An 18,802-nucleotide genomic window follows, 5' to 3' on the forward strand; every position below is an offset into this window, starting at 1 on the left:
CAGGACGCCCCGCCGGGCGGAAACGGATGACAACGGACGGGCACGGAAGGGGACGACGAAGGGGCCGTCGCCCACCGTCGTGGACTCCGGCCCCTGAGGACTCGTCAACTGCCGCGCGCCTACTCCGCGGAATCGCCCGCGCGCCTGCGCTTCAACCACAGCGCCGCGCCGCCGGCCGCGACCACCAGGCCGCCGCCGACCGCCAGCAGCCCCGCGTCGGGGCCCATCGACTCGCCGAGCACCGGCGCGAACTGGGCCGCCGCCGGCTCCGGGGCGACCGCCGGGTCCGGCTCCGCCACCGGGTCCGCGTGCGCGACCGCACCGCCGGACAGCAGCACTCCGGCCGCCCCCAGCGCACCGGCCGTACCGACCTTCCGTCCGAGCTGCTTCAGCCGGACCACCCGGTTCCGCCGCAGTCGGCGGACCGGACGCAAACTCCGCATCGAGAACCCCCAGGACTCGCTCGCGTACCGGCCCGACGGTATCCGATCCCGTCCGGGGTTCTCACACGGATTCCGGTCCGGCCGGGCAAGCGTTGTACGACTGTTGCGTACCCGGCGCGACGGTTGACGGGCGTTCAGGAGTTGTACGTCCCCTGGGCCCGTTCCAGTCCCTCGGAGAGCAGCGCCTCCACCGCGTCCGCCGAGCGGTCCACGAACCAGTCGAGTTCCTTGCGCTCGGTCGAGGAGAAGTCCTTCAGCACGAAGTCCGCGACCTCCATCCGGCCCGGCGGGCGGCCGATCCCGCAGCGCACCCGGTGGTAGTCCGGGCCCAGCGACTTGGTGATCGACTTCAGCCCGTTGTGGCCGTTGTCCCCGCCGCCGAGCTTCAGCCGCAGCGCGGCGTAGTCGACGTCCAGCTCGTCGTGGACGGCGATCAGCGCGGCGGCCGGCACCTTGTAGAAGTCCCGCAGCGCCGTCACCGGGCCGCCGGAGAGGTTCATGAAGGTCATCGGCTTGGCCAGCACCACCCGCTTGCCCGCGAGCCGTCCCTCGGCCACCTGCGCCCGGCTCTTGTGGGCCTTGAACTTGGCGCCCATCCGCTGCGCCAGCAGGTCCACCACCATGAACCCGATGTTGTGCCGGTTCCGGGCGTACTGCTCCCCCGGGTTGCCCAGCCCGACCACCAGCCAGGGGCCCTCGTACTCGTCCGCCATCGTGCTCCCACTCCTCGCCTTCGTGCTCGACGCCATCATCCCCGCGGACGCCGCGTCCCGGACGCACCGCTGCCCCGGCCGCTCCAGCGGGAGCGACCGGGGCAGCGGCCCTGATCGGATCAGTACGACGAGGCTCAGGCCTCGGCGCCCTCGGCCTCGGCGGCCTCCTCCTCGGCCGGGGCGGCCTGGGCGGCGATGACCTGCAGCACGACGGCGTCGGCCTCGACGGCCAGCGCGACGCCGGCCGGCAGGGCGATGTCCTTGGCGTGGATCGAGGCGCCGGCCTCCAGGCCCTCGACCGAGACGGTGACGGCCTCGGGCAGGTGGGTGGCCTCGGCCTCGATCGGCAGGGCCTGCAGGACGTGCTCCAGCAGGTTGCCGCCGGGGGCCAGCTCGCCCTCGGTGTGGACCGGGACCTCGACGGTGACCTTCTCGCCACGCTTGACCAGCAGCAGGTCGACGTGCTCGATGGAACGCTTGATGGCCTCGCGCTGGACGGCCTTCGGCAGCACGTACTCGTCCTTGCCGTCGATCGGCACGACCAGCAGGGCGTTCGGGGTCTTCAGGGCCATCATCAGGTCGTGGCCGGGCAGGTTCAGGTGAACCGGGGCGTGGCCGTGGCCGTAGACGACACCGGGGACGAAGCCGGCGCGGCGGGCGCGACGGGCGGCACCCTTGCCGAACTCGGTACGGGTCTCAGCGGCAAGACGGATCTCGGACACGACTGCACTCCTCGTGGAAGATGGCGCGGGGGTGCAGGCAACGCGAAAAACCGCCGGGACCACACCCTCAGTACGTTCGGGGGTCACTCGGCGGCAACGGCCTGCCGGCGGACGGGAATCCGGCACCGGCAGCGCGTCGATCACGGAGCGGGCACCCGGCAAGCAGGCGCACGGCATCCCTCGCCGAGCAGTCTCACGAGTCTAACCGCACTCCCCGCCTGCCGCGAAATCGGCGGCGGCCCCGGCCCGCTGGGGGACCGGGGCCGCCTGCGCGGGCTTCGTCAGTGCACGCCCTCGAAGAGGCTCGTGACCGAACCCTCCTCGAACACCTCGCGGATCGCGGCCGCGATCGACGGGGCGATGGACAGCGTGGTGATCTTGTCCAGCTGGAGCTGCGCCGGGGTGGGCAGCGTGTTGGTGAACACGAACTCGCTGACCCGGGAGTTCTTCAGGCGGTCCGCGGCCGGGCCGGAGAGCACACCGTGGGTGGCCGCCACCAGGACGTCCGAGGCGCCGTTCTCGAACAGCGCGTCGGCCGCGGCGCAGATGGTCCCGGCAGTGTCGATCATGTCGTCGACCAGGACGCAGACCCGGCCCTCGACGTCACCGACGACCTCGGCCGACAGGATGGTGTTGGCCTGGCTCATGTCGCGGCGCTTGTGGATGATCGCCAGCGGGGCGTCCAGGCGGTCGCACCACTGGTCGGCCACCTTCACCCGGCCGGCGTCCGGGGAGACGACGGTCAGCTTCGAGCGGTCCACCTTCTCGCCGATGTAGTCGGCCAGCATCGGCAGCGCGAAGAGGTGGTCCACCGGGCCGTCGAAGAAGCCCTGGATCTGCGCGGTGTGCAGGTCCACGGCCATCAGGCGGTCGGCGCCGGCCTGGCGCAGCAGGTCGGCGACCAGGCGGGCCGAGATGGGCTCGCGGCCGAGGTGCTTCTTGTCCTGGCGGGCGTAGCCGTAGAACGGCAGGATCGCGGTGATGCTCTTGGCGGAGGCCCGCTTCAGAGCATCGATCATGATCAGCTGCTCCATGATCCACTGGTTGATGGGAGCCGTGTGGCTCTGCATCACGAAGCAGTCCGCGCCGCGGGCCGACTCCAGGAAGCGGACGTAGATCTCACCGTTGGCGAAGTCCAGGGCCTTGGTGGGGACCAGCTCGGTCCCGAGCGCCGCGGCCACCTCCTTCGCCAGTTCCGGGTGGGCACGGCCGGAGAAGAGCTTCAGTTTCTTCTCACCCGACGTCGTGATCCCGCTCACTGCACCGTCTCCTCGCGTTTGCGGACGCTGAACCCCTCACCCGTTGCGGGCAGGCGAGGCCCACGCGCGGTACGGGGTCGGGGAAATGTCGGTACGCCTGGACACGGGCGGTAAGCCCAGTGGCGCACGTATGTCCCCAAGGTTACGCGCCCGCGCAGAAACCGTCCGCCCCGGGACCGCCCCTCGGACCGCCGCCCGCCGCGTCAGCCTTCCTGGGCCCCGTCCGTCGCCGCCTTCGCCGCCTGCGCCGAGGCGGTCCCGGGGCGCTTGCGCTCCACCCAGCCCTCGATGTTGCGCTGGTGCGCGCGGCTCACGCCGAGTGCGCCGGGCGGGACGTCGGAGGTGATCACCGAGCCCGCGGCGGTGTAGGCGCCGTCGCCGACGGTCACCGGGGCGATGAACATGTTGTCCGAACCGGTCCGGCAGTGCGCGCCGATGACCGTGCGGTGCTTGTTGACGCCGTCGTAGTTCACGGTGACCGAGGCCGCGCCGACGTTGGTGCCCTCGCCGATCGTGGCGTCGCCGATGTACGACAGGTGCGGCACCTTGGCGCCCTCGCCCAGCTCGGAGTTCTTCACCTCGACGTAGGTGCCGACCTTCGCCTTGCGGGCCAGCTTCGCGCCCGGCCGCAGGTAGGCGTACGGGCCGGCGGTGGCCAGCTCGCCCACCTCGGCGCGGTCGGCCGTGGTGTTGCTCACACGGGCGCCGGCGCCGATCAGGGTGTCCTTCAGGGTCGAGTTCGGGCCCACCTCGCAGCCCTCGGCCAGGTGGGTGGCGCCCTGCAGCTGGGTGTTGGGGAGCACCACGGCGTCCGGCTCGTAGGTCACCTGCACGTCGAACCAGGTGGTCGCCGGGTCCACCACGGTGACGCCGGCCCGCATCGCCCGCTCCAGCAGGCGGTCGTTCAGCAGCCGCCGGGCCTGCGCCAGCTGGACCCGGTCGTTGATGCCGAGGATGTCCCGGTGGTCCTCGGCGACCACGGCGCCGACCCGGTGGCCGGCCTTGCGCAGGATCTCCAGGGTGTCGGTCAGGTACTCCTCGCCCTGCGAGTTGTCCGTGGTGAGCTCGGCCAGCGCCTCGACCAGCAGCTTGGCGTCGAAGGCGAAGACGCCCGAGTTGATCTCGGCGATCGCGCGCTGGGTGTCGCTGGCGTCCCGCTCCTCGACGATCGAGGCGACGGTGCCGTCCTCGTCGCGCAGGATCCGGCCGTAGCCGAAGGGCTCCGGCACGACGGCGGTCAGCACGGTGACCCCGTTCTGCTGGGCCTCGTGCGAGTCGGCCAGCCGGCGCAGGGTCGCCCCGGTCAGCAGCGGCGAGTCGCCGGCGGTGACGATCACCGTGCCGTCCAGCAGCACGCCGTCCGCGGCCAGCGCCTCCAGCGCCGTCCGCACCGCGTGCCCGGTGCCGTTCTGCTGCTCCTGCACGGCCGTCCGCACCGCCGGGTAGTGCTCCGCCAGGTGCGCCTGCACCTGCTCGCGCTGGTGCCCGACGACCACCACGAGCTGCTCCGGCGTCAGCTCCCCGGCCGCCGCGACCGCGTGACCCACCAGCGATCGCCCGCACACCTCGTGCAGCACCTTGGGCAGCTTGTTCGACTTCATCCGGGTCCCGCCACCGGCGGCGAGCACGACAACGGCGGCAAGCGAATTGGCACCCATGCGGGGAGGCTCCTCGGTAGGTTCACAGAGAGGGCAGAGCGGACCCGGCCGGGACCCAGGCCGGTCGCCACACGCACAGTCCGCCGAGCAGCACCGACAATACCGGCGCGGTGGAAGACGCCCGAACCGGAGGCGTGCAGAGGCTCCGCCGCTAGGATTCGAACCCAGACAAAGGCCTCCAAAGGGCCCTGTGCTGCCATTACACCACGGCGGACAGTCGTGTCAGACCCTACCCGAGTGGACCCCGCCGTGGGTATCGACTTGCACCGATCCGCAAGCCGCGGATCCGCCGTGCGCCCGGCCGCCGGGCCGTCCCGGACGCGTCGTCACCGGCCGAACTCCCCGGGTCCACGGTTCATCCATCCAGTCGGGTGAATTCACTCAAGCGCCGCGCGGCGGGGTGTTCCCCTGGACACGGAGCGCAACCTACGATGCCGTAGGTTACGCCATCGTAGCCTCCGCTTCCGCTCCCGTTCCGGGACGCCGCAAAGGGATGCCCATGACCATTCAGGCAGGTGAGGCGCGCGCGGGGACCGACGCGTCCCGCACTCCGTCTCCCGATCCCACCGACGACACCGACACCGCAGCCACCCGAGTCTCCGCCACCCGTGGCGGGGAGAAGCAGGGTCCGGCCGAGCGGATCGCGCTCGGACTGTTCATCCTCGTGCCGTTCGCCGCGCTGCTGGCCGCCGTGCCGGTGGCCTGGGGCCGGGGGCTCGGATGGACGGACGTCGCGATCACCGTCGCCATGTACTTCCTCACCTGCCACGGCATCACCGTCGGCTACCACCGCTACTTCACCCACGGCGCGTTCAAGGCCGACCGCCCGATGCGCCTCGTCCTGGCGGTCGTCGGGAGCCTCGCGGTCGAGGGACCGCTGGTGCGCTGGGTGGCCGACCACCGCAAGCACCACCGGTACAGCGACAAGGACGGCGACCCGCACTCGCCCTGGCGCTACGGCGAGAGCGTCCCGGCGCTGATGAAGGGCCTGTGGTGGGCGCACATGGGCTGGATGTTCGACGAGGAGCAGACCCCGCAGCTGACGTACGCCCCGGACCTGGTCCGCGACCCGGCCATAAGGCGGATCTCCCGGCTGTTCTGGCTCTGGACCACGATCTCGCTGCTGATCCCGCCGCTGGTCGGCGGCCTGGTGACGCTCTCCTGGGCGGGCGCGCTGTCCGCCTTCTTCTGGGGTTCGCTGGTCCGGGTGGCGCTGCTGCACCACGTCACCTGGTCGATCAACTCGATCTGCCACGCCGTCGGCCGGCGCCCGTTCCGCTCCCGGGACCGCTCCGGCAACGTCTGGTGGCTCGCGGTGCTCTCCTGCGGCGAGTCCTGGCACAACCTGCACCACGCCGACCCGACCGCGGCCCGGCACGGGGTGCTGCGCGGACAGATCGACTCCTCGGCACGGCTGATCCGCTGGTTCGAGCTGGCCGGCTGGGTCCGGGACGTCCGCTGGCCGGACGCGCAGCGGATCGCCGCCCGCCGCGCCGCATGAGGCGGCGCTTCCAGCATGATGTAGGGGTGAACGGGAGCAGCGCAGACAGCACAGGCGGTCACCACAGCACGCGGACGGACCCGGCGACCGCCACGGCGTCGGCCCGTCCGCGGGCCGCTGCACCGGCGGGCGGGGCCGCAGCCCCGCCGACGGCCCCGCGCCGCCGGGGCACCCGGGTCCGGATGACCGGCAAGCAGCGGCGCGAGCAGCTGCTGGAGATCGGCCGGACGGTCTTCGCGGAGCGCGGCTACGACGGCACCTCGGTGGAGGAGATCGCCGAGCGCGCCGGGGTGTCGAAGCCCGTGGTCTACGAGCACTTCGGCGGCAAGGAGGGGCTGTACGCGGTGGTGGTGGACCGCGAGATGCAGCTGCTCCTCGACATGGTGACCGGGGCGCTGACCGGCGGGCACTCGCGCGAGCTGCTGGAGCAGGCGGCGTTCGCGCTGATGGACTACATCGACACCTCGACGGACGGTTTCCGGATCCTGGTCCGGGACTCCCCGGTGGCCCAGTCGACCGGCACCTTCGCCTCGCTGATCAGCGACATCGCGACGCAGGTGGAGGACATCCTGGGCCTGGAGTTCAAGTCCCGCGGCTTCGACGCGCGACTGGCCCCGATGTACTCGCAGATGCTGGTCGGGATGGTCGCCCTGACCGGCCAGTGGTGGCTGGAGGTCCGCAAGCCGGACAAGGCGACGGTGGCGGCACACCTGGTGAACCTCGCCTGGCACGGGCTGGAGGGCCTGGAGCGGCACCCGAAGCTGGTCGGCGACCGCCAGGGCTGAGCCGCCTCCCCTCCTCTTCCCTTCCCCGTCCACCTCACCCGTTCGACCCCGGGCGCTCCCGCCTCGCGCCGGGCTACCGCTTGACCCCGACCGCGAAGATCCGCCGGAACGGGAAGACCGTCCCGGACGGCCCGGCCGGGTAGGCCTCGCGCAGCAGCCGCCCGTACTCGGCGAGGAACGCGGCCTGGTCCGCCGGGTCGGCGAGCCGGGTCAGGACCGGGCGCAGCGCGGTGCCCTTGACCCACTCCAGGACCGGGTCCGGCCCCGGGAGCGGGCTGAGGTAGGTGGTCTCCCAGACGTCCGGGCGGCAGCCGGCGGCGGCCAGGGCGTCGAGGTAGCGCTCGGGCGGGTGGACCCCGGCGCGGACGGCGTCCTCCCCGAGCAGGTCGCGCCAGCGCGGGCTGCGGCGCAGCTCGGCGAGCAGGGTGTGGCTGGGGGCGTCGAAGTTGCCGGGGACCTGGAAGGCGACGGCTCCGCCGGGGCGCAGTGCGGCGGCCCAGCGCGGCAGCAGCCCGAGGTGGCCGTCCACCCACTGCAGGGTGGCGTTGGAGACGACCAGGTCCGGCCGGGCCGGCGCCGGGTCGTAGTCGCGGGCGTCGGCGAGCAGGTAGTCGGCGGTGGGTTCGCCCTCGGTGCGGGCGGTGGCGAGCATCGGGGCGGAGTTGTCGACGCCGGTGATGCGCGCGTGCGGCCAGCGCTCGCGCAGGACGGCGGTGGAGTTGCCGGGTCCGCAGCCGATGTCGAGGATCGTCTCCTCGCCGGGGTGCGGAAGGGCGGGGACCCGGGCGAGCAGGTCGCGCAGCGGGCGGGTGCGTTCGTCGGCGAAGCGCAGGTACTGCGCGGGGTCCCAGAGGGGGGTGGTCATGGCGTCACCTCGAAGTATCTCGATATCAAGATATCTCGATGCAGCCTCGCTGGCACATTTCTCGATGTCAAGAGACTTCACATCGACACATCCACCGATACACTGATCGTCATGGAGGACGAGGTCGACAGGCTGGTCGCAGCGTGGCGCCGGGAGCGCCCCGACCTCGACGTGGAACCGCTCGAAGTGCTCAGCCGGGTCAGCCGGCTCGCCCGGCACCTGGACCGCGCCCGTCGCACCGCCTTCGCCGAGCACGGCCTGGAGCCCTGGGAGTTCGACGTCCTGACCGCCCTCCGGCGGGCCGGCTCCCCGTACCAGCTCTCGCCGGGCCAGCTGCTGACCCAGACCCTGGTCACCTCCGGCACCATGACCAACCGGATCGACCGGCTCACCGGCAAGGGCCTGGTCAAGCGGCTGCCCGACCCGGACGACCGGCGCGGCGTCCTCGTCCGGCTCACCGACGACGGCCGGGACCGGGCCGACCAGGCGCTCGCCGGACTGCTCGCGCACGAGCGCGAACTGCTCGCCCAGCTCACCGCCGGCCAGCAGACCGAACTCGCCGCGCTGCTGCGGCAGCTGGTCGCGCCGTTCGACAACATCCCGGGCTGAACCGCGGGCGGGCTCCGTCAGCCCGGGGCCCGGTCACCCGGGCTCCCCCGACCGGGCTCCGTCAGCTCGACCGCCGACCGGACGTCACGGCCGCTCGACGGCGGCCGCCACGGAGGGCGGCGGCGAGGGCAGGACGGCCGGCTCGGCCGGGCTGACCCCGGCCCGGCGGGCGACCGCGACGGCGGCCAGCGTGGAGTGCACCCCGAGCTTGCCGAGCACGTTCTGCATGTGCGTCCGGACGGTGTGCGGCGACAGGTAGAGCCGCTCCGCGACGGCCTGGCGACCCAGGCCCGCGACCATGCAGCGCAGGATCTGCTTCTCCCGCGGCGTGAGGGTGTCCACCAGCCGCTCGCTCTCGGTGCGGTCCCGCCGGGCGGTGGTGAGTTCGCGGATCACCCCGGTGAGCAGCGCCGGCGGCAGATGGGTCTCGTCCCGCAGCACGCCCCGGACCACCGCGAGCAGCCGGGCCAGTGAACTCTCCTTGGCCACCCAGCCGGTGGCGCCCGCGTGCAGGGCGCGGGCGGCGCGGAGCGGGTCGTCGGCGGTGGCCAGCACGACGGCACGCAGTCCGGGGTGGCCGCGGCGGAGCCGGGCGAGCAGGCTGATGCCGTCGGGCGGTGGGGCCGCGGGTCTCAGCTGGTCCGTCCGGATCGGATCCGCCACCGGGCGTGCCCCGCCGGGCGTCACGCCCTGCGGCCCGGACGACAACGGCGACGACAGCGGGGAGGGCGTCCCGGGCGGTACCGCCGGGCGTCGCGGCGGCGGCACGGGCGGCACGGCCCGCCGCCGGGCCTCCTCGGCGGGCTCCGCGCCGGGCCGTCTGCGGGCCGTCGGTGGAGCCGCCCCCGGCGGACCGACCGACCCGCCGGCCCCGAGGTCGGCGTCGATCAGCGCCACGTCATAGGCCCGGCCCTCGGCGGCGGCGCGCTCCAGCGCCCGCTCGGCCGCTGCCGCGCTGCCGGCCGCGCCCACCTCGACGTCGGGCTCGGCGGCGAGCGCCGCGGCCAGTGCCTCGGCGAAGATCCGGTGGTCGTCGACCACCAGGACGCGAATCCGCCCCATCGTCCCTCCCCCTGCTCAGACCGCCCGAGCCCGGGAAGCGGGGACCGGTCCGGCGTCCGCGTTCCGGATCCGCCGCTCCGCCCGCCCCACCGGTGGCCGGTGAGGTCGAAAGGGCGCCGGCCCCCACCGGTACCGCACTCAGCGTACGGGGTCGGGAAACGCCCTCGTGGCGATTTGGTGAAGTTTCGTCAGAAGGTGCGTAAGTGGACCGACTTGTGCGCGGGCCGGTACTCCCGGCCGCGGGCACCGCTCCCGTACGGTCCGGGTGCGGTGCCCGCGGGCGGGGCCGGGGTGCGCGGTGCGAGGTGCGGGGTGCGGGGTGCGGGGCGCGGCCGGACTAGCCGGCGTTCTTCTCCAGGGTGAACTTCCAGGCGTCGGCGACGATGTCGTCCAGGTTCGGGCGGCGCGGGGTCCAGCCCAGCGCCTCGTGCGCACGGGCGGCCGAGGCCACCAGCACCGCCGGGTCCCCGGCGCGACGGCCGGCCACCTGCACCGGGATCTCCCGGCCGGTGACGCGCTTGACCGACTCGATCACCTCGCGCACCGAGAAACCGCTGCCGTTGCCCAGGTTGCAGATCAGGTGCTCGCCCGACTTGGCGGCGTCCAGCGCCAGCAGGTGGGCCTCGGCCAGGTCCGCGACGTGGATGTAGTCGCGGATGCAGGTGCCGTCCGGGGTCGGGTAGTCGTCGCCGTACACCGCGATGTGCGGGCGCTGCCCGAGCGCGGCCTGGAAGACCAGCGGGATCAGGTGCGACTCGGGGTCGTGCCGCTCGCCGTACGCGCCGTACGCGCCGGCCACGTTGAAGTAGCGCAGCGAGACGGCCGCCAGGCCGTGCGCGACGGCCTCGCTGGTGATCAGGTGGTCGACGGCGAGCTTGGTGGCGCCGTAGGTGTTGGTCGGGGCGGTGCGGGCCGTCTCGGCGATCGGCACGGCCTCCGGCTCGCCGTAGGTCGCGGCGGTGGAGGAGAACACCAGCTTGCGGACACCGGCCGCGCGCATCGCGCTGATCAGCTCCAGCGAGCCGGCCACGTTGTTGCGCCAGTACTTCTCCGGGTCCGCGACCGACTCGCCGACCTGCGAGGAGGCGGCGAAGTGCAGCACGCCGTCGAAGGAGCCGTCCAGCACCTCGCCGGCCTCCTGGATCCGGCCCTCGACGAACTCGGCGCCGGCCGGGACGCCCTCGCGGAAGCCGGTCGAGAGGTCGTCCAGGACGGTCACCTGGTGCCCCGCCTCCAGCAGGTGGGCGGCCACCACGCTGCCGACGTAGCCGGCGCCACCCGTGACCAGGTACTTACTCATGTTGAGACCTCCAGCGGGCGATGGCCCGCCCGGTCGGCGGGGCCATCGACGGAATGCGTACGACTGCGGCCATTCTCCCAATCCGCCGGGGTGCTCCGGACCACGCGGGTGGCCGGGCGCAGGCTTTTCACCAAGTCCTCAGCGCGTGGACATCCTGGCCCGCGGTGTGCGCCGTGTCCCGGCCGTGGGCCCAGGGTCCGGCACCGGCACCGGCACCGGCACCGGCACCGGCACCGGCACCGGGGGCCAGGGTCCGGCACTGGGCGCCAGGGTCCGGCTCGGGGCCTCAGGGTCCGGCCATCCGCTCCAGCAGGCCGGTGCGCGCCGCCACCGCGGCCGCCTCCAGCCGGGTCCGCGCGCCGAGCTTCATCAGCACCCGCTGGACGTGCGTCCGGGCGGTGCTGGCGGCGATCCGCATCCCGGCGGCGATCGCGGCGGTGTCCTCGCCGTCCGCGATCCTGGCCAGCACCTGGACCTCACGGCGGGTCAGCAGCCGCAGCAGCCGGACGGCCTCGTCGTCCGGCTCGGCCGCCGGACGCAGCAGCTGGTCGAACGCCCCGCGCAGGATGTCCACGGCGACCGCCGCCTCGCCCGCCCTGGCCCGTCCGATGGCCCGCTCGACCACCTCGATGCGCTCGTCGCTGGGCACGTACCCGGCCGCCCCGGCGGCGAACGCCGCGGCCACACCGCGCAGTTCACCCACCGGCCCGAGCACGATCACGGCCACCTCGGGACGTTCCCGGTGGATCCGGCGCAGCCCGTCGAAAGCACCCGGCTCCCCCGGCGCGGCCACCCCCAGCAGGCACACCTCGGGCCGCCGCCCGGCCACCAGGTCGGCGGCGACACCGGACGGGGAGCCGACCGCGAGCACCCGGTGGCCGCGCAGTTGGAGCGCGGTGGCCAGCGCCTCGGCCAACAGCCGGTGGTCGTCCACCACCACGAGTCGAACGCCCATGACGCCCTCCCGGTCGGGGTCCGGCTCGCGGCCCGCACCTTCGGGCGGACGGCCGATGACGCACCATCACAGCGCATTCCGTACCCGACCCGCCAGCCCGTCCGGCGACGGCCGCCGACGGAAACGCGAAGGACCCCCGCCGTCAGGCGGGGGTCCTTCAGTTGAGCCCCCATGCGGAATCGAACCGCAGACCTTCTCCTTACCATGGAGACGCTCTACCGACTGAGCTATAGGGGCTTGCCGGGTTTTCACCGGGCCGGTCGAACAAGGAAGACATTACACGGCCGTCGGCCCGGAAGGGAAATCGGCCCCGACCCCGGGCCCCACCCGCTCCTTGCCCCCACCCCGGGCGGCCTCAGCCCTCGGCGTGCGCCGCGTCGAACTCCGCGCGGGCCGCCATCATCTGCCCGGCCCGGCCCTCCGTCCACCGGCCGAGCGGCGTGACCAGCCCGGCCAGCTCGCGGCCAAGCGGCAGCAGGTCGTAGACCACCCGCGGCGGCGTCTCCGGGTAGACCGTGCGGAGCACCAGGCCGCTGCGCTCCAGGTTGCGCAGCGACTGGGTGAGCATCTTGCGACTGACCCCGCCGACCCCGCGCTGGAGCTCGGAGAAGCGCTGCGGCCCGCAGGCGGCGAGGCTCATCAGGATCAGCAGCGACCACTTGTCGGCCAGCTCGGCGAACAGCTCACGGCTCGGACAGAGCCGGCCGAAGACGTCGTACGGCTGCTCCGGATGCTCCGACTGCTGCCCCTCTTCGCGTTCGCGTCCCTTGCTCCGGGCCGCTTCCTCGGTCGTCATGCCCACCAGGGTAGCCCTGCGGTCTCCAATCCGCTCTTGGTAACCAATAGAGACCTGGTCTATATTGGAGACCACGACGGACCTGGGCCGCCCGGCACGCCCTGCCCCCGGTCCGTCCCCACCGCCTGCTCCGCCGGCCCGCGCCGGCCCCGCCCCTCCCTGGAGTGCCCGCATGACCGCCATCCGCCCGACCGTCGCCCTCGCCTACCACTCCGGCTACGGCCACACCGCCGTGATCGCCGAGGCCGTCGCCCGTGGCGCCGCCGCCGGCGGAGCCGACGTCGTCACCATCGCCGTCGACACCATCACCGAGGAGCAGTGGGCCCAGCTGGACGCCGCCGACGCGATCGTCTTCGGCTCCCCCACCTACATGGGCACCGCCTCCGGCGCCTTCCACGTCTTCGCCGAGGCCAGCAGCAAGCGCTGGTTCACCGACGCCTGGAAGGACAAGGTCTCGGCCGGCTTCACCAACTCCGCCTCCAAGAGCGGCGACAAGGCCGGCACCCTCGGCTTCTTCCAGACCCTCGCCGCCCAGCACGGCATGAACTGGGTCAACCTCGGCCTCAAGCCCGGCTGGAACGCCACCACCGGCTCCGAGAACGACCTCAACCGCCTCGGCTTCTTCAACGGCGCCGCCGCCTCCAGCCCGGCCGACGCCGGCCCGGAGGCCGTCCACAAGGCCGACATCGCGACCGCCGAGCACCTCGGCGAGCGCGTCGCCCGGCACACCGCCGTCGTCCTGGCCGGCCGCGCCGCCCTGGCCGGCTGACCGGACCCCCGCTCGCGGCCAGGCGGCATCGACGCCGCTTCCGTGCCGCTGCTACGCCGCCGGATCCGCCCCCAGCAGGGGCGCCCGGCGGCGTCCGCCGTCCACCGCCCCCAGCTCGGTGCCGGTGGTCTCCGGCAGCAACCGCAGGCACCCCAGGGCCAGCACGCCCAGCACCGCCAGGTAGCAGCCCGCCGGCTGCGCCGTCCCGTACGCCTCGGTCAGCCGCGTCGCCACCAACGGCGTCGCCGCACCGCCGACCACCCCGCCCAGGTTGTACGTCAGGGCGGCACCCGTGTAGCGCACCCGGGTCGGGAACAGCTCCGGCAGGAACGCCGCCACCGGGCCGAACAGACAGCCCAGCACCACCATCGCCCCCGCCAACGCCACGAACATCAGCGACCGGCTCGCCGTCTCCACCAGCGGGAACAGCACCAGCGACCACCCCGCCGCCAGGCCCGTCGCCCACCGCAGCGTCCGCCGCCGCCCCCACCGGTCACTGCGCGAGGCGCTCAGCCACACCGTCGCGGCCATCCCCACCGCACCGGCCAGCAGCATCGACAGCACCACCGCGCTCGCCACCCCGAGCCCGGACGTCGCGTACGCCAGCGCGTACGTCGTGGTCAGGTAGAACAACGCGTACCCCACCGTGATCGCCCCGCCGCCCGCCAACACCGGCCGCCAGTGCTCCCGCACCACCTCCAGCACCGGCGGCCGCACCCCGCGCTCCGCCGACCGGAACAACGGCGACTCCTCGATCCGCAACCGCACGAACAGGCCCACCGCCACCAGCGCGAACGAGGCCAGGAACGGCACCCGCCAACCCCACCCACGGAACGCCCGCTCGTCCAGGCCGAGTTGGAGCGCCAGGAACACCCCGTTCGCCAACACGAAGCCCGCCGTCGGCCCCAACTGCAGGAACCCCCCGTACCGCCCCCGCCGCCGGGCCGGCGCGTTCTCCGCGATCAACAGCGCCGCCCCGCCCCACTCCCCGCCCAAGCCGACGCCCTGGCACACCCGCAACGCCACCAGCACCGCCGGCGCCCACCACCCCCACACCGCGAACCCCGGCAACACCCCCACCGCCGCCGTCGCCAACCCCATCAACAGCAGCGACACCACCAGCGTCGCCTTCCGCCCCACCCGGTCCCCGAAGTGCCCGAACACCACCGCCCCCAGCGGCCGGGCCAAGAACGCCACCGCGTACACCGAGAACGCCGCCAACAGCGCCCCCACCGCACCCAGCCCGGGAAAGAACACCGGCCCGAACACCAACGCGGCCGCCGTCCCGTAAATGAAGAAGTCGTAGAACTCGATCGCCGTCCCGATCAGCGCCGCAACCGCCGCCCGCCGCAACTGCCCCGCCTGCCAGGCACCTTCCGCATCCATACCACCACCCTCACCACCCCGCCCCCACCCCCACCAGCCCCCACCCGAGTGACCCCGGCGCACACCCCCCACCCCACGCCCGGGCCGCACTCCCCCGGATACCGCCGCGGTCGGGGGGCACTGGCCCCGGATCCATCAGCGCACGCCTGCGGCCGCGGTCGAAGCGGTCGGCCCGCCCGCAGGAGCGACTACTTCGCGTACGGGTTCTCCTCCGGCGACACCGGCGGCCGGTACGACGGCGGCGGAGGCATCACCCCGCCCACCGCCTGCTGCGCCTGAACACCGGCCCGCACAGCCGCCTTCCGCCGCCGCACCACGACGAACACCACGCCGGCCACCGCCACCAACCCGGCCACCACACCACCCACGATCGGCAACGCACCGCCGCCCGACCCGGACGACGCACCAGCCTTCGGCTGCACCGTCGGCGCGCCGACCGCCACCTCGGTCGGACTCGGTACCGGCGACGGGGTAGCAGACACGCTTGCCGAAGCCGACGGGGCGGCTGAGGGCACGGCCGTCGCGGCCGGGGGGAGCGGCGAGACATCAGCCGGTCCTGGATCTCCCGGATTCGTCAATGCGATACGTGGCCGCACCGCGCCATATCCAGCAGTGTCGGTCCGATTCGCTCCGCTGGCCGGCTTACCAGCTGAGTTGATGAGGACACGGAGAACCTGGTTGGCCGTCCAGGTCGGATGCAGCGACCAGACCAGCGCCGCCGAGGCCGATACCAATGCGGTCGAATCAGAGGTGCCGTGGCTCTTGCAATAGCCAGTAGGAGAAGTACAAGCAGCAATCATGTCCATACCGGGCGCGACAAGGGCTACTTGCGATCCCCGCTCGGACTCTGCCGTGACTGAGCCATTCTGATCCGAGGCGCCAACGCCGATGACCCCCGGAAGGGCGCCGGGGTACTCGATCGGATTTCCCTTGTCGCCTTCGTTTCCGACACTTGCAACGACGAGTACACCCTTGGCGTTGGCAGTTGCGATGATTTGATTCAGTTTCGCAACGTCCTCAGGAAAGGCCGTGACAGCGCCGATCCCCTGGGAGATGTTGACCACCTTTGCGCCCTGCTCGGTCGCGTAGGTGATGGCTTGCCCAACCTGGCCGAGGAAATCGGTCGAGACGAGTGCCCCGACTGAGCCCGTGTTGATCTTCAGTGGCAGAATCTTGACACCCGGCGCCAAGCCTTGCGCTCCGGTTCCTCCCATCCCCTTGCCGGTACCGGCAATGAGGCTGGACATGCCTGTACCGTGGCCGTCCGCGAATGACCCCACGCCACCAGGGCTCCCACTGAAATCCTTACCGGGCAGAAACTGCCCTTCCAGGTCCGGATGATCCAGCTTGAACCCGCTATCGATCACCGCAACAGTGATGCCCTGCCCCTGGGACGTCTTCCACATCTCCGGAGCATGCATGGCGTCCAAGTGCCACTGTTGCTGCCGGATCGTGTCTTCGGCAACCGCCGGTGCAGTGACCGGGCCGACCACGATTCCCGCTGCCAGAAGTGCCGCAGCAGTCGCTCGCCAACGCGTGCGCGTGTTCGTCCGCCCCATCACGACTCCTCGTCACTCTCTCCACCGACCGGGAAGCGTGCCCCGAACAAGCCTGCCCGGCCACTGGGATAGCCCAGTGGCCGGGCAGTCGTCGAGGTCCTACTCAATCACGTCCGGGTTGCTCTCCGGAGTACCGCTGGTCCAGGTCTCCTCGTCCTCGTGCAGGTAGTCAGCCCGCTGGCGGCGGTTGCGCTCGTTGCGGCCTCCGTGGCCCCCCATGCCGGGGGCCATCATGCCGTTCTGGCCCGGGCGGGTGCCGCCCTCGGCGGCTCCCGCCGCAGCCGCTCGGTTGCGCAGGCCGGTACCGCCGGGGGTGAACTCACCGCCGGCGGTCGGTCCCTTGCGGCCGCCGACCATGCCCCCGGTGGTCGAGGCCAGGCCCCGGCCCCGCGAGCCTCCGCCCGCACCGACGGCTCCGCCGTGGCCGCCCCCCATGCCGGGGTGCATTCCCATGCTGTTGCCGTTGGTCCCGCCGCCGCCCGGCCCCGCCTCACGGGAACCGAAGACCGTCCCGGTGGGAATGCCCGGGGTGCCGTTCTTCCCGGGCGTCTGGCCGCCGAACGGCATGCGGGGGTTGACGGTGCCACCCTTGCCGGGGAGGTAGTCGCTGCCACCGCCCTTGGACTTGACCGAACCGCCACCGGGACCGAGCGGCAGGCCGGGCATCGGCCCCCCACCGGGACCGTTGGGCCCGCCACCGGGGCCGGTCGGGCCGCTCGGGTAGACGGGGCTGGTCGGCCCGGTCGTCGTCGACAGAGGACCACCGCCGGGGCCGTTCGGGCCCGTCTGGGTCGGCGCCGTCGGGAGGCTGTCCAATCCGGTGCCCGGACGGTTGACCGGGTCCGACGGGTGGGACGGCGGGATCGTGGAGCCCGGGTCCTGCGGCGCGGGCGGCAACTGGCCGCCGCCCTGCGGCGGGATCGGGCCGGTGTGGCCGCCGGACGGACCGGTGGGATCCGATCCCGGGTGGTACGCCGTGACCGAGCCGCCGCCGTGACTGCCCCCGCCGGAGGGGCTGTAGCTGCTACCGACGCTGCCGCCACGTGTACGAGGGCTGCGGGCGGAGCTGCCGTAGCCGCCCCCACCGCCCGAGGCAGTAGTCGACTCGTCCTTGTTACTCCCTGCACCGGGCGTTCCCGGCAGCACCACATCAGTGGGGATCCCATTCAGCGTCGTCGTCGCGGCGCTGTAAGCCTGGGCCAGTTTCTCCATCTGGAGAACGGCGTCCTGGTGCTCCTTGGCGATCTTCGCCTGGGCCTGAGTGGCCTGATACTCGGTGACCCAGTTCTTGTCGACGGAGTGCATGTAATCGTCGACGGACTGCCCAACGGCGAGTTGTGCTCCCGCCGGAATGTAGACCGTCTGCGAGTTGCGCTTGGCCACCGTGTCGATCTCCGCCTGTGGCACCGCAGGAACAGCGGACTTGGCGGTGCTGAGCGCCTCACCCGCCTGGTGCATCGCGTCACCGGCGGTCGTGGCGTGGTCGCCGATGATCTGCGCCGACTGCTGGAGGTTGCTCGCCCACGTCTTGAAGTTCTCGGCGGCAGGGCCTTCCCAGGTGACGCTGCTGACGTGCGCCTTGAGCGCCGAACTCAGCTCCTTCAGCACTCTGCCAGCCGCCTGCAGCTGAGTGCCTCGGCTGAGGACCGTCGCAGGATCCGTGCTGTCGACCATCTTCCGCAGGTGGGCGTGGTCAATGCCTTCGAAGTTCGTTCCGCCTGACACTGCTTGCTCCCCGTTTCCCCGTATGACCCTCCGCAGACCGCCATCAGTACTTGAGGTCGTCCGACCCCGGCGTCGACGTGGTGGCACCCGCACTCTTCGCGACCGTGTTCTGCGCGGCCGTCGTGTGGTCCTCGTTGGCCGCGTAGTTTCCGGCCGTCTTCGAAACCGCCGTCTGCATCGCCTGGATCTGGCTCGCGAAATCCTTGTGCAGTTGGACGAGCTGGGCATGCACCTTGTCGTAGGCGGTCGTCAGCGCCGTCGCCTCCGCGAACTTCGCACTGGCGAAGCTCTGCTCGGTGAGTTTCTGCTCCTGGAGCTTGTAGGGCGCCGCCGCCGAGCCCTCCATGACCTGCAGCAGGGCCTCGACCTTCTTCGAAAACTCGGTCAGCGTATCCAGCTCGACCTTGACGTCGTGATCGCCGAAGGCCGCGACCAGCGAGTTGGCGTCCCCGTAGGTCTGCGACTCGCTGATCGTGGGACCGTACATCTTCGGATTGGTGGGCAGCACGTACGGTTTGGCGTCAGCGGACGGAGGCGCGGGGTTCGTCCCCGCGGGCTCCGTCGGGTTGGCGGTCGTCCCCGGCTTGCCGTCATCTGCCACGGCAGTCCACCTCTCCCCCGTACGGCCGGGCACCGTCCCGGGCGTACCCCGGTGGTTTCGTGCCGCAACACACCGTCAACTTCTCGGTCGTACC

At 72.4% G+C, this 18,802-nt stretch carries 18 protein-coding genes and 2 tRNA genes; 4 read left to right on the forward strand and 16 right to left on the reverse strand.

All coding sequences use genetic code 11. From position 1 onward, the window contains the following. Window positions 1-119 precede the first annotated feature (119 nt). From ACIRD3_RS29390 to ACIRD3_RS29415, 6 genes are all read right to left on the reverse strand, one after another. Complete coding sequence (locus ACIRD3_RS29390) at window positions 120-443, reverse strand: hypothetical protein (protein ID WP_402222672.1); 324 nt, start codon at window positions 441-443, stop codon at window positions 120-122. A gap of 134 nt (window positions 444-577) precedes the next feature. Further along, window positions 578-1,156, reverse strand: coding sequence for an aminoacyl-tRNA hydrolase (gene pth, locus ACIRD3_RS29395; RefSeq protein ID WP_402222675.1), 579 nt, complete (start codon window positions 1,154-1,156; stop codon window positions 578-580). A gap of 134 nt (window positions 1,157-1,290) precedes the next feature. Continuing rightward, entirely contained in the window at window positions 1,291-1,878 is a 588-nt protein-coding gene (locus tag ACIRD3_RS29400) for a 50S ribosomal protein L25/general stress protein Ctc (RefSeq protein ID WP_402222677.1), read from the reverse strand. A 281-nt stretch (window positions 1,879-2,159) separates the two neighbouring features. Next, window positions 2,160-3,137 carry a ribose-phosphate diphosphokinase gene (locus ACIRD3_RS29405; protein WP_402222680.1) on the reverse strand — a complete coding sequence of 326 codons (978 nt, stop codon included), beginning with the start codon at window positions 3,135-3,137 and terminating at the stop codon, window positions 2,160-2,162. Window positions 3,138-3,340: 203 nt separating this feature from the next. Continuing rightward, window positions 3,341-4,795, reverse strand: a complete 1,455-nt coding sequence (glmU, locus tag ACIRD3_RS29410) for a bifunctional UDP-N-acetylglucosamine diphosphorylase/glucosamine-1-phosphate N-acetyltransferase GlmU (protein ID WP_402222682.1) — start codon at window positions 4,793-4,795, stop codon at window positions 3,341-3,343. Between the two features lie 143 nt (window positions 4,796-4,938). Beyond that, window positions 4,939-5,009: transfer RNA gene (locus ACIRD3_RS29415), tRNA-Gln, on the reverse strand. Window positions 5,010-5,294: 285 nt separating this feature from the next. Here ACIRD3_RS29415 and ACIRD3_RS29420 point away from each other — a divergent pair. Both ACIRD3_RS29420 and ACIRD3_RS29425 read left to right on the forward strand, forming a co-directional pair. Continuing rightward, complete coding sequence (locus ACIRD3_RS29420; protein ID WP_402222684.1) at window positions 5,295-6,296, forward strand: acyl-CoA desaturase; 1,002 nt, start codon at window positions 5,295-5,297, stop codon at window positions 6,294-6,296. A 182-nt stretch (window positions 6,297-6,478) separates the two neighbouring features. Further along, entirely contained in the window at window positions 6,479-7,081 is a 603-nt protein-coding gene (locus ACIRD3_RS29425; protein WP_363576138.1) for a TetR/AcrR family transcriptional regulator, read from the forward strand. A gap of 73 nt (window positions 7,082-7,154) precedes the next feature. On the opposite strand, the gene ACIRD3_RS29430 is transcribed toward ACIRD3_RS29425, so the two are convergent. Further along, on the reverse strand, window positions 7,155-7,946 hold the full coding sequence (locus tag ACIRD3_RS29430) for a methyltransferase domain-containing protein (protein ID WP_402222686.1): 792 nt from the start codon (window positions 7,944-7,946) through the stop codon (window positions 7,155-7,157). Window positions 7,947-8,057: 111 nt separating this feature from the next. Between ACIRD3_RS29430 and ACIRD3_RS29435 the strand changes: the two genes are divergently transcribed. Continuing rightward, window positions 8,058-8,555 (forward strand): MarR family winged helix-turn-helix transcriptional regulator, encoded by a 498-nt coding sequence (locus ACIRD3_RS29435; protein ID WP_402222688.1) that lies wholly within the window; start codon window positions 8,058-8,060, stop codon window positions 8,553-8,555. A gap of 84 nt (window positions 8,556-8,639) precedes the next feature. On the opposite strand, the gene ACIRD3_RS29440 is transcribed toward ACIRD3_RS29435, so the two are convergent. The 5 genes from ACIRD3_RS29440 to ACIRD3_RS29460 all read right to left on the reverse strand — a co-directional run bounded on the left by ACIRD3_RS29440 (window position 8,640) and on the right by ACIRD3_RS29460 (window position 12,668). Next, window positions 8,640-9,617, reverse strand: a complete 978-nt coding sequence (locus ACIRD3_RS29440) for a LuxR C-terminal-related transcriptional regulator (RefSeq protein ID WP_402222690.1) — start codon at window positions 9,615-9,617, stop codon at window positions 8,640-8,642. Window positions 9,618-9,954: 337 nt separating this feature from the next. Beyond that, window positions 9,955-10,917 (reverse strand): UDP-glucose 4-epimerase GalE, encoded by a 963-nt coding sequence (gene galE, locus ACIRD3_RS29445; RefSeq protein WP_402222692.1) that lies wholly within the window; start codon window positions 10,915-10,917, stop codon window positions 9,955-9,957. Window positions 10,918-11,203: 286 nt separating this feature from the next. Further along, complete coding sequence (locus tag ACIRD3_RS29450; RefSeq protein ID WP_402222694.1) at window positions 11,204-11,872, reverse strand: LuxR C-terminal-related transcriptional regulator; 669 nt, start codon at window positions 11,870-11,872, stop codon at window positions 11,204-11,206. A gap of 164 nt (window positions 11,873-12,036) precedes the next feature. Then, window positions 12,037-12,109, reverse strand: a tRNA-Thr gene (locus tag ACIRD3_RS29455). A gap of 118 nt (window positions 12,110-12,227) precedes the next feature. Continuing rightward, window positions 12,228-12,668 carry a winged helix-turn-helix transcriptional regulator gene (locus ACIRD3_RS29460; RefSeq protein ID WP_402222696.1) on the reverse strand — a complete coding sequence of 147 codons (441 nt, stop codon included), beginning with the start codon at window positions 12,666-12,668 and terminating at the stop codon, window positions 12,228-12,230. 172 nt (window positions 12,669-12,840) lie between these two features. Between ACIRD3_RS29460 and ACIRD3_RS29465 the strand changes: the two genes are divergently transcribed. Next, the gene (locus ACIRD3_RS29465) at window positions 12,841-13,437 is read left to right on the forward strand and encodes a flavodoxin family protein (RefSeq protein ID WP_402222698.1); all 597 of its coding nucleotides are present in this window, start codon (window positions 12,841-12,843) and stop codon (window positions 13,435-13,437) included. A gap of 51 nt (window positions 13,438-13,488) precedes the next feature. Here the strand turns inward: ACIRD3_RS29465 and ACIRD3_RS29470 are convergent, their stop codons facing one another. The 4 genes from ACIRD3_RS29470 to ACIRD3_RS29485 all read right to left on the reverse strand — a co-directional run bounded on the left by ACIRD3_RS29470 (window position 13,489) and on the right by ACIRD3_RS29485 (window position 18,708). Continuing rightward, window positions 13,489-14,823 carry an MFS transporter gene (locus ACIRD3_RS29470; RefSeq protein WP_402222700.1) on the reverse strand — a complete coding sequence of 445 codons (1,335 nt, stop codon included), beginning with the start codon at window positions 14,821-14,823 and terminating at the stop codon, window positions 13,489-13,491. A gap of 188 nt (window positions 14,824-15,011) precedes the next feature. Beyond that, a complete protein-coding gene (locus ACIRD3_RS29475; RefSeq protein WP_402222702.1) occupies window positions 15,012-16,382 on the reverse strand; it encodes a S8 family serine peptidase in 1,371 nt (456 codons plus the stop codon). Between the two features lie 99 nt (window positions 16,383-16,481). Next, complete coding sequence (locus ACIRD3_RS29480; protein ID WP_402222703.1) at window positions 16,482-17,990, reverse strand: WXG100 family type VII secretion target; 1,509 nt, start codon at window positions 17,988-17,990, stop codon at window positions 16,482-16,484. A 160-nt stretch (window positions 17,991-18,150) separates the two neighbouring features. Next, complete coding sequence (locus ACIRD3_RS29485; RefSeq protein WP_402222705.1) at window positions 18,151-18,708, reverse strand: hypothetical protein; 558 nt, start codon at window positions 18,706-18,708, stop codon at window positions 18,151-18,153. Window positions 18,709-18,802: the final 94 nt, after the last annotated feature.

It is taken from the genome of Kitasatospora sp. NPDC093550 (assembly GCF_044764985.1).
Lineage (GTDB): Bacteria > Actinomycetota > Actinomycetes > Streptomycetales > Streptomycetaceae > Kitasatospora.

Coding starts and splice junctions, on each gene's coding strand:
- ACIRD3_RS29390 (WP_402222672.1), bottom strand. CDS start 443: ATGCGGAGTTTGCGTCCGGTCCGCCGACTGCGGCGGAACCGGGTGGTC.
- pth (WP_402222675.1), bottom strand. CDS start 1,156: ATGGCGGACGAGTACGAGGGCCCCTGGCTGGTGGTCGGGCTGGGCAAC.
- glmU (WP_402222682.1), bottom strand. CDS start 4,795: ATGGGTGCCAATTCGCTTGCCGCCGTTGTCGTGCTCGCCGCCGGTGGC.
- ACIRD3_RS29420 (WP_402222684.1), top strand. CDS start 5,295: ATGACCATTCAGGCAGGTGAGGCGCGCGCGGGGACCGACGCGTCCCGC.
- ACIRD3_RS29425 (WP_363576138.1), top strand. CDS start 6,479: ATGACCGGCAAGCAGCGGCGCGAGCAGCTGCTGGAGATCGGCCGGACG.
- ACIRD3_RS29430 (WP_402222686.1), bottom strand. CDS start 7,946: ATGACCACCCCCCTCTGGGACCCCGCGCAGTACCTGCGCTTCGCCGAC.
- ACIRD3_RS29435 (WP_402222688.1), top strand. CDS start 8,058: ATGGAGGACGAGGTCGACAGGCTGGTCGCAGCGTGGCGCCGGGAGCGC.
- ACIRD3_RS29440 (WP_402222690.1), bottom strand. CDS start 9,617: ATGGGGCGGATTCGCGTCCTGGTGGTCGACGACCACCGGATCTTCGCC.
- galE (WP_402222692.1), bottom strand. CDS start 10,917: ATGAGTAAGTACCTGGTCACGGGTGGCGCCGGCTACGTCGGCAGCGTG.
- ACIRD3_RS29450 (WP_402222694.1), bottom strand. CDS start 11,872: ATGGGCGTTCGACTCGTGGTGGTGGACGACCACCGGCTGTTGGCCGAG.
- ACIRD3_RS29460 (WP_402222696.1), bottom strand. CDS start 12,668: ATGACGACCGAGGAAGCGGCCCGGAGCAAGGGACGCGAACGCGAAGAG.
- ACIRD3_RS29465 (WP_402222698.1), top strand. CDS start 12,841: ATGACCGCCATCCGCCCGACCGTCGCCCTCGCCTACCACTCCGGCTAC.
- ACIRD3_RS29470 (WP_402222700.1), bottom strand. CDS start 14,823: ATGGATGCGGAAGGTGCCTGGCAGGCGGGGCAGTTGCGGCGGGCGGCG.
- ACIRD3_RS29475 (WP_402222702.1), bottom strand. CDS start 16,382: ATGGGGCGGACGAACACGCGCACGCGTTGGCGAGCGACTGCTGCGGCA.